Below are 7,769 nucleotides of genomic sequence, written 5' to 3' on the forward strand. Positions count from 1 at the left end.
AGAAAAGACAAAGAGATAAAATGGTTCTCTCCTCACGACAGCAAAGCGGTGATTGAGTTTGTGAAAAAGGAGTTAGAAAGCAAGAAGTAAGAAGGAGAGAAAGTCCATTCACAAGATGTTGTTTGTCCCCCTCATGGAGGGGGTTAGGGGGAGGACTCACGCGGAAGCCATTCGCAAGCACGCAAAAGTCATTCGCAAGGGCGAAAAAGTCATTCGCAAGGGCGAAAAAGTCATTCGCAAGCACGCAAAAGCCATTCGCAAGCACGGGGAAACCATTCGCAAGGGCGAAAAAACCATTCGCAAGGGCGGAAAAACCATTCGCAAGCACGGGTAAACCATTCGCAAGGGCGAAAAACTCATTCGCAAGGGCAAAAAAGTCATTCGCAAGGACGAAAAAGTCATTCGCAAGAAGATTTAGCGGGATTTTGAGGGGTTGTTCAGTAATCCGTGCATAGCAGTAAAAAAAGGAATTTTTTTTGATGAGGAAAAAAGCAACAGCAATTATGCCCGTCCGCTAAAAAATGATGGGATATGCGTATGTTTGTGGTGGATATAACGAGTTACCACCAATGCTGAAAATACAAAATACAGGTCAGTTCTCTGTGGACTTTTACGCAGTCAATCAGACAACTTTTCAAACTTATCGCATGACTATAACTCGCTTCGTGGACAGCTCCGCAGTTCACCGACAGCATACTAAAAACACATATAATAAGGTAGCGGGACAATTACTTTCTCGGTTGACCGCTGTTCCCGCACAGACAGCAATAAAAAAAAACAGGCTGACAATCTCGCAGTAACTTGACAGCATTAAAACTTAACACGGGGGACAAACAAAAAAAGAAAAAACCCACCCTGCGCATTTTTGAAAATTTATTTGCTCAAGCACATTTGGCACATTTGCCTTTGCCCCCAACCACAAAAGTCAACAACAGGGGCAAAGTCAAAAGAGCCAAACCATCCTGCACACAAAAAAAACAACAGAAAATAAATAGTATTTTTACATTATGATTTATAAAGAATTCAAACCAAATCCATCCCTTGCCGACTATGTGCAACTTATATGGATTATGGAATCAGAAAATGAAACGGAGAAGTATGAGAAATCCCAAATCATGCCAGATGGTATTGTTGAAGTCATTTTTCATTATGAAGAGCCATTCATAACGCATGAACAAAATGGGGAAAAATTCAAACAGCCAAAAGGTTTTGCCGTTTCCATGATGAGAAAATACATAGAGATTGAATCGGATGGAAAAACAGGATTTATTTCAATCCGTTTCTTTCCGTGGGGTGCTTATCATTTTTTCAAAGAACCGATTAAATATTTTCTTGACCAAACAATTGACTCTGAAAAATTATGGAAAGAACAAAATGAGAAAATGTTGAAAAAGATTTCTTCAACATCAAACCACGAAGAAAAAATAAATATAGTGGAAGATTTTTTAGTAGAACAATTAAAAGAAAATAAACAAAACGATAAGCAAATTGATGACGCAGTTAAACTTATCCGTACTTCCAAAGGACAAATACCAATTGAAGAAATTGCCGAAAAAGTTTTTCTGACTAAACGAACACTTGAGCGAAAGTTTCTGGAAACAGTTGGAACTTCCCCTAAGATATTTTCACGCATCACCCGTTTTCTCAACATCTGCCACCATCTGGAAGAACACAGAAACAAAACTCTTACGCAACTAACTTATGAATGCGGTTATTATGACCAAGCACACTTTATAAAAGATTTCAGAGAGTTCTCGGGCTTCACGCCTAAAGAATTTTTTGCAAAGCAAAATGTATTTTTCGCTGACATTTAAAAAATTGTCGCCTTTTTACAATAGCAGTATTGAAATTCTCTTTTCCTTTGTGCCGTTTTTAACAACAACATAAACACAATGGAAAATATTATCTCATGGTTTGAAATCCCTGCACACAATCTTGACCGTGCAAAAAAATTCTATCAAAGTATTTTAGGTCTTGAATTAAAAGATGGCGGTTTTGGAAGCGATGAAATGGCTTTCTTCCCTTCCGACCTGAAAAATGTTTCAGGAGCCATTGTAAAAGGAGAACACCGCAGACCGCATAATGACGGAGTTCTTGTTTATCTTAATGGCGGAAACAATTTAAACAACATTCTTTCAAAAGTCAATTCGGCAGGTGGAAAAGTTCTTGTGGAAAAAACACTCATCCTCCCCGAAGCGGGATACTTCGGAATTTTCTTTGACACAGAAGGGAACCAAATAGGAATTCACTCAATAAATTAAAAATGAAATACACATGAAACCACAACTAAAAAAAGGGACTTCATTAGAATACGAAATGGCAGATTTTGATGTATGCGACCAATATCAATTCACCATCATTTCAGAAAAACCTGAATTTTCTTTTGCGTGGCGAATTGCTTCTGAATCAGAAGAACATAATGCCATTGTAAACATTCCATTAATCATACTGAAAAATGCAGATGAGAGCCATACTATTTCACAGGGTGATTTTGCATTAAAAGATGTCATCAATTCAAACAAAGGATTGCCACCTTTTTTAATCAGTAAAAAAATTCATGCCGAACTAAAGAAAAAAGGAAAATCAAAATTGATATATGGAGGAATTAAATACAATGAATTAATATTGACTGAAACAACTACGCATACTGTCAATATAAAAGATAAGCAAGAAAAAATTCCCGTATTAATTGTAAAAGCAAAAAACGACAGAGAAAAACAGGAAGACAAATTAATTATATGGGATGATAAAAATTACCCGATTGTTATTAAAGCAACGATGTTTGGCAGTAGCGATTACTACTGGGAACTTAAAAAAATAGGAGAAGAAAAAATAAATAAAAAAAAGGTTGCCGTCAAAAAAAGAGTTTTGTATGAAATAGGCGAAAACAGAACAATTTATTTAGAAGGAACTCTTTATGGAATGGTTGATACTGTATCCAGTAAAGATATTTTTCATCCTAAATACATTGATATAAAAAAGTTCCGAGAAAAACTGGCATTAGTAAAAAAAGAAACCAAGAAAAAAAACAAATACAAATATGGATTTATTGATGTGAATGGAAAAGAACTTTCAGGTGGTTTGAAATATGATGTTGCCAATGAGTTTTCAGATGGATTGGCTTTTGTAATTGTTGATTTGCCCGATATGTTTGCACAACGGCTCGGGCAAAAAGGAGACAGGCAGTTTATTGACACTACAGGAAAAACTGTCTTTGCATTATCAAACGACATAGACGGAATTCTTTATGGATTTCACAATGGATTTTGCAGGGTATTAAAATTAGACACTGTTGATAAAATTAATAAGCACGGCTTTATAGATAAAACAGGAAAACCGATTTCAAAATTAGAATACGATGACGCTGATGATTTTGAACACGGAATAGCGTTAGTAAAAAAAGGAAATTATTTTGGCTACATCAATGCAGAAGGAAAAGAAATAATACCCATTGAACATCAAACAAAAGGGACATTTTATGAAAATAAAATAATCATAATGAATAAAGAAGGAGCACAGGTAGAATATGATATGAAAAATAATAAATAAATTTTCCATGCAGAACGGCAGGCAGTTTCTTTCTTAATTTACAATTAACAAATTATAAAACTAAAACTCTAAAAAAATGAAAACACTTTTACTTATCTCAACAGTCTTTTTCTCCTTGACAGTTATGTACAAATCAACAAATGCGCAAGGTACTTGGACGCAAAAAGCAAACTTTGGCGCAACAGCAAGAGAAAAAGCTGTTGGTTTTTCTATTGGCACAAAAGGATACACAGGAACAGGATATGACGCGAGCAATCCAAATAACAATGATTTCTGGGAATATGATCCTTCTAATGATACTTGGACACAAAAAGCAAATTATAATGGAACTGCACGCAGAGGAGCTGTTGGGTTTTCCATCGCTAATAAAGGATATATGGGTACAGGATTTGACGGAGTGAACAAAAAAACATTCTCAGAATATGATCCTTCCACAAATATATGGACACCACTGTCGCTTTTTGGCGGAACTGCACGCCAGGAAGCTGTTGGGTTTTCCATAGGTAATAAAGGATATGTGGGAACAGGATATGATGGAACATTGAAAAACGATTTTTGGGAATATGACCCTATATCTGATTCATGGACTCAATTGGCAAATTTTGGTGGAACTGCCCGCCAGTCAGCCGTTGGTTTTTCCATAGGCACTAAAGGATATGTGGGAACAGGATATGATGGAACATTTAAAAAAGATTTCTGGGAATATGACCCTTCCTTAAACCAGTGGGTTCAAAAGACAAATTTTGGAGGGACACCACGTGACGGTGCTGTTGGATTCTCCATTGGGAATAATGGATATATAGGCACGGGTGAAGACGGAAGCACTTCACTCCTGGATTTCTGGGAATACAGCCCCACTTCAAACACATGGCTTCAGCAAACAAATGCGGGCGGATCTCCCAGAAATAATGCGATAGGATTTTCAATAGGATTAAAAGCATATATAGGAACAGGAATAGAAATCATTAATGGATTCTATTTTCAGGATTTTTGGGAATATTGCGACACTTGTTCTGTTATTGGAGTAAATGAAATTATTATTAACAATTCAATTTCAATTTATCCTAATCCCTTTTCCACACACACAGTTTTGCAAACAGACAATCTTTTACATAACGCAACCATCACGGTTTACAATTCACAAGGGCAGGCAGTAAAAGAAATAACCCAGATAACTACGGGGCAGACAGTTATTCTGTTCCGCGACAACCTTTCAAGCGGACTCTATTTTCTTCGCTTGACAGGGGATAATAAAAATTTAGCAACAGACAAATTTGTAATCACCGACTAATCATTTTAAATTTATTCTTATGGCAACAAACACACTCATAAAAGCAATCAAAGAAAATAAAAACGAAGTTGAATCTGCTATTAAAGCAATGCCCGACTGGAATTTTGCTATGAAAGAATTTGATAAACTGTTCAGCAAAATGTCAAATTCAAAAGACACTCTTTGGTCAGCAGCAATGATGAACGAATTGCACGACACCTACTACAAAGCCCGGGATTGTGATAAGAAATGCGCGAACATAACCACTCGTACAGTAAACGCAATGCCAAAAACAAAAGCCAACGACACCAAAAAGATATTCCTGCAAATCGCCAGTGCTTGCCGAATTTTTCACGCAAGTCATAAAGTGAATTTTGACGAATCGGAAATACCCAATGGCTTTGATGAAATAAAAATGAAGCCCGCAAAAGCAAAAGGTATTTTTACCTACGCTGATGAAATGCCATCGCTTTACGCAAAAACAAGTTTGACATTTGATTATTGGGTTCCGAAAATGCTTGACTGGACAAAAGAAATCAGGGAAAAAGGATTTAAAGAATGGAAAGGCGAGGCAAGTTTTCAGCACGAAAGTTGCACCGATTTTATGCGTATTTCATTATTTTTTCTTTCCGATACTAAAAACAATCTCCCGATTGCAAAACAAGATGTGCGCCAAATACTCATTGAAAATATTTTTGGAGGAGAATTTATCTGGACTAAAAAATCATCCAAGAGGGAAGATATAATTGCAAACAACAAAGCACTGAAATCTCATCTTGACCACCTTTCGGGAGAAGCAGGAATAAAAATTCCTGCCGAAGCGTGGAATAGAATTTTAAATATAAAATCAATCAAAGAACAAATCAAATAACATTCACTAAATATACACATAAATGAAATATACTTTACTCTTTTTAATTGTTTTGTTTTCAGAGATACTCTTCGCTCAGGATACACTGAAGGAGAACTCAGATTTTCCACACAAAGGCAATTATATTTTGAAAGAAGCAAATGAAGATATTCCTATAATGTATGGGCTGGTGTTGTCGGATAATTCATCGAAAGACATTACCTCATCCGGAAGCGAATATAAGTATGTAAAAGGGAAAGATACAGCAGGTGTACTGCTCACGGTAAAGGATATGACTGCCCATTATGAGGAGTTGGCAAAAAAACTTGGAGGAAAAAAAATCTACTCAATGGAAACTAATGCTACCTACAAGTATGAAAAAGCTGGTAAAACCTATTGGCTGGCACTGCAATATAATTTAATCGAACAGGAAACAATCACAGTGGAAGATTATTACTTGACAATTATCGAAGATAAATAATTCACTAAAAACAAAAACCATGAACAAATTTTTACTTGGCGCAGTAGCAGGAACAATACTTGGAATCCTTGACGGATGTTCCGCATTTTTTATTCCCGAAGCATCTGAAATGATGACCGAAATCATTATCGGAAGCACCGTAAAAGGTCTTATCAATGGACTGATTGCAGGACTTATTGCTAAAAAAGTTTCTTCCATAGGATTAGCAACTTTATTCAGCGGAATAACTGGCATTATCCTTTCCGTTTTAGTTGCAATTCCTTCTGGTTCTTATATGGAAATTATTATTCCGGGAACAATAGTAGGTTTGCTTGTCGGTGCGGTTACTGCTAAATGGGGTAAATAAAATATATTTATATATGAGAAAACTTTTTACAATTTATCTGCTTCTTCCATTGTTTGCATTTACGCAACAGGTAAAAACAGAACATTCTCCCTACGCACTCAAAGATTTTTCCGTTTACTTCAATGGAAGTTGGGAAAACGACACCGCCAAAAGCGAAGGCATGGGACAAGGCACACGCCAGTATGAATTAATCCTGAATAACGCACACTTGCAAGTTTCAAATAAAGCAAATAATCTTTCACAAGATAAAAAAACAATGGTCTGCTACCATCAGGATATAGGCGTTTTCAGTTATGACAAAAGCCGAAAGAAAATCATTTACAGAGAATTTACAAGCGAAAAATTTTTCAGCCAATATGTATGCGACAGCATTTCACCAGATAAAAAAACATTCATCTTTCATTCCGAATCATTTGAAAATGTTCCAGCAGGTTATAAAGGAAGAATCACAATAACTATTCTTGAAGAAAATATTTTTATTGAACATTTTGAACTTGCAGAAGCGGGCAAGTCGTTTCAAACCTATGTAAAAGGAATGTGGGTAAGAAAAAAATAACTGCTTCATTCTTCCTGTAATTTTTTTGTCGCCTTTTTACAATTCCATAAAATCATTCCTGCTTTCCTTTGCCATTCGTTTAAAAAATAAAACCCCATGGACAACACCCAATTCAACCACCTCAACATGTTCCGTGCAGTCATAAAACACGCAACAAAATTTCAAACAATCACCGACCTCATCAACGCCTTCAAAAACGGAATCCTCGCACTCAAAGTAAAAGTCACCGCCATACAAACCACCTCAGGCGAAGCCGACCTCGCCATCTCAGGAGTAACCACAGGAAAAAACCAATTACAGGAAGCATTGGTGCAAAGCACTTTTTCCCACATCAGCCCCACAATGGCGTATGCAACTTCAATCAATGACACAACACTCGAAGCCCAAATGAACCTCTCCCTCACAGACCTGCGAAGATTAAACGATGACCAACTCCCGCAAGACGCACAAACACTCCTCAACATCATTGACCCCGCGCTCACACCCGCATTAACCGCTGACTACGGAATATCACCCGCCACCATTGCATCTTGGCAGCAGGACATCACCAACTATCTCGCAGTCCTCGCAAACCCGCGCATCGCAATCACCCACCGTGCAACACTAAACGATGAACTCGTTACACTTTTTAAAGAAGCAAATGAAATCCTCAACAAAACTTTAGACCCCATTTCCGTATCTTTCAAAACAAACGGCAACAAACATTATTTAAGCGAC

General features: G+C 36.9%; 10 protein-coding genes. All 10 read left to right on the forward strand.

Annotation, left to right across the window (positions count from 1 at the left end):
* The first annotated feature begins 133 nt into the window (after positions 1–133).
* Positions 134–334: a hypothetical protein gene (locus tag HY841_10505; GenBank protein MBI4931183.1), complete on the forward strand. Its 201-nt coding sequence runs from the start codon at positions 134–136 to the stop codon at positions 332–334.
* A gap of 673 nt (positions 335–1,007) precedes the next feature.
* Positions 1,008–1,814: a helix-turn-helix transcriptional regulator gene (locus HY841_10510; protein MBI4931184.1), complete on the forward strand. Its 807-nt coding sequence runs from the start codon at positions 1,008–1,010 to the stop codon at positions 1,812–1,814.
* A gap of 78 nt (positions 1,815–1,892) precedes the next feature.
* Complete coding sequence (locus HY841_10515) at positions 1,893–2,261, forward strand: VOC family protein (GenBank protein MBI4931185.1); 369 nt, start codon at positions 1,893–1,895, stop codon at positions 2,259–2,261.
* Positions 2,262–2,274: 13 nt separating this feature from the next.
* Positions 2,275–3,549 (forward strand): WG repeat-containing protein, encoded by a 1,275-nt coding sequence (locus HY841_10520; protein ID MBI4931186.1) that lies wholly within the window; start codon positions 2,275–2,277, stop codon positions 3,547–3,549.
* Positions 3,550–3,625: 76 nt separating this feature from the next.
* Positions 3,626–4,840 carry a T9SS type A sorting domain-containing protein gene (locus tag HY841_10525; protein MBI4931187.1) on the forward strand — a complete coding sequence of 405 codons (1,215 nt, stop codon included), beginning with the start codon at positions 3,626–3,628 and terminating at the stop codon, positions 4,838–4,840.
* A 19-nt stretch (positions 4,841–4,859) separates the two neighbouring features.
* On the forward strand, positions 4,860–5,690 hold the full coding sequence (locus HY841_10530; protein MBI4931188.1) for a hypothetical protein: 831 nt from the start codon (positions 4,860–4,862) through the stop codon (positions 5,688–5,690).
* Positions 5,691–5,712: 22 nt separating this feature from the next.
* A complete protein-coding gene (locus HY841_10535; protein ID MBI4931189.1) occupies positions 5,713–6,150 on the forward strand; it encodes a hypothetical protein in 438 nt (145 codons plus the stop codon).
* A gap of 19 nt (positions 6,151–6,169) precedes the next feature.
* Positions 6,170–6,496, forward strand: coding sequence for a hypothetical protein (locus tag HY841_10540; GenBank protein ID MBI4931190.1), 327 nt, complete (start codon positions 6,170–6,172; stop codon positions 6,494–6,496).
* 13 nt (positions 6,497–6,509) lie between these two features.
* Entirely contained in the window at positions 6,510–7,052 is a 543-nt protein-coding gene (locus HY841_10545) for a hypothetical protein (protein ID MBI4931191.1), read from the forward strand.
* A 96-nt stretch (positions 7,053–7,148) separates the two neighbouring features.
* Positions 7,149–7,769: hypothetical protein (locus HY841_10550; GenBank protein ID MBI4931192.1), on the forward strand; the 621-nt coding region annotated here is incomplete at its 3' end.

This window comes from Bacteroidota bacterium, assembly GCA_016213405.1.
GTDB lineage: Bacteria > Bacteroidota > Bacteroidia > Palsa-948 > Palsa-948 > Palsa-948.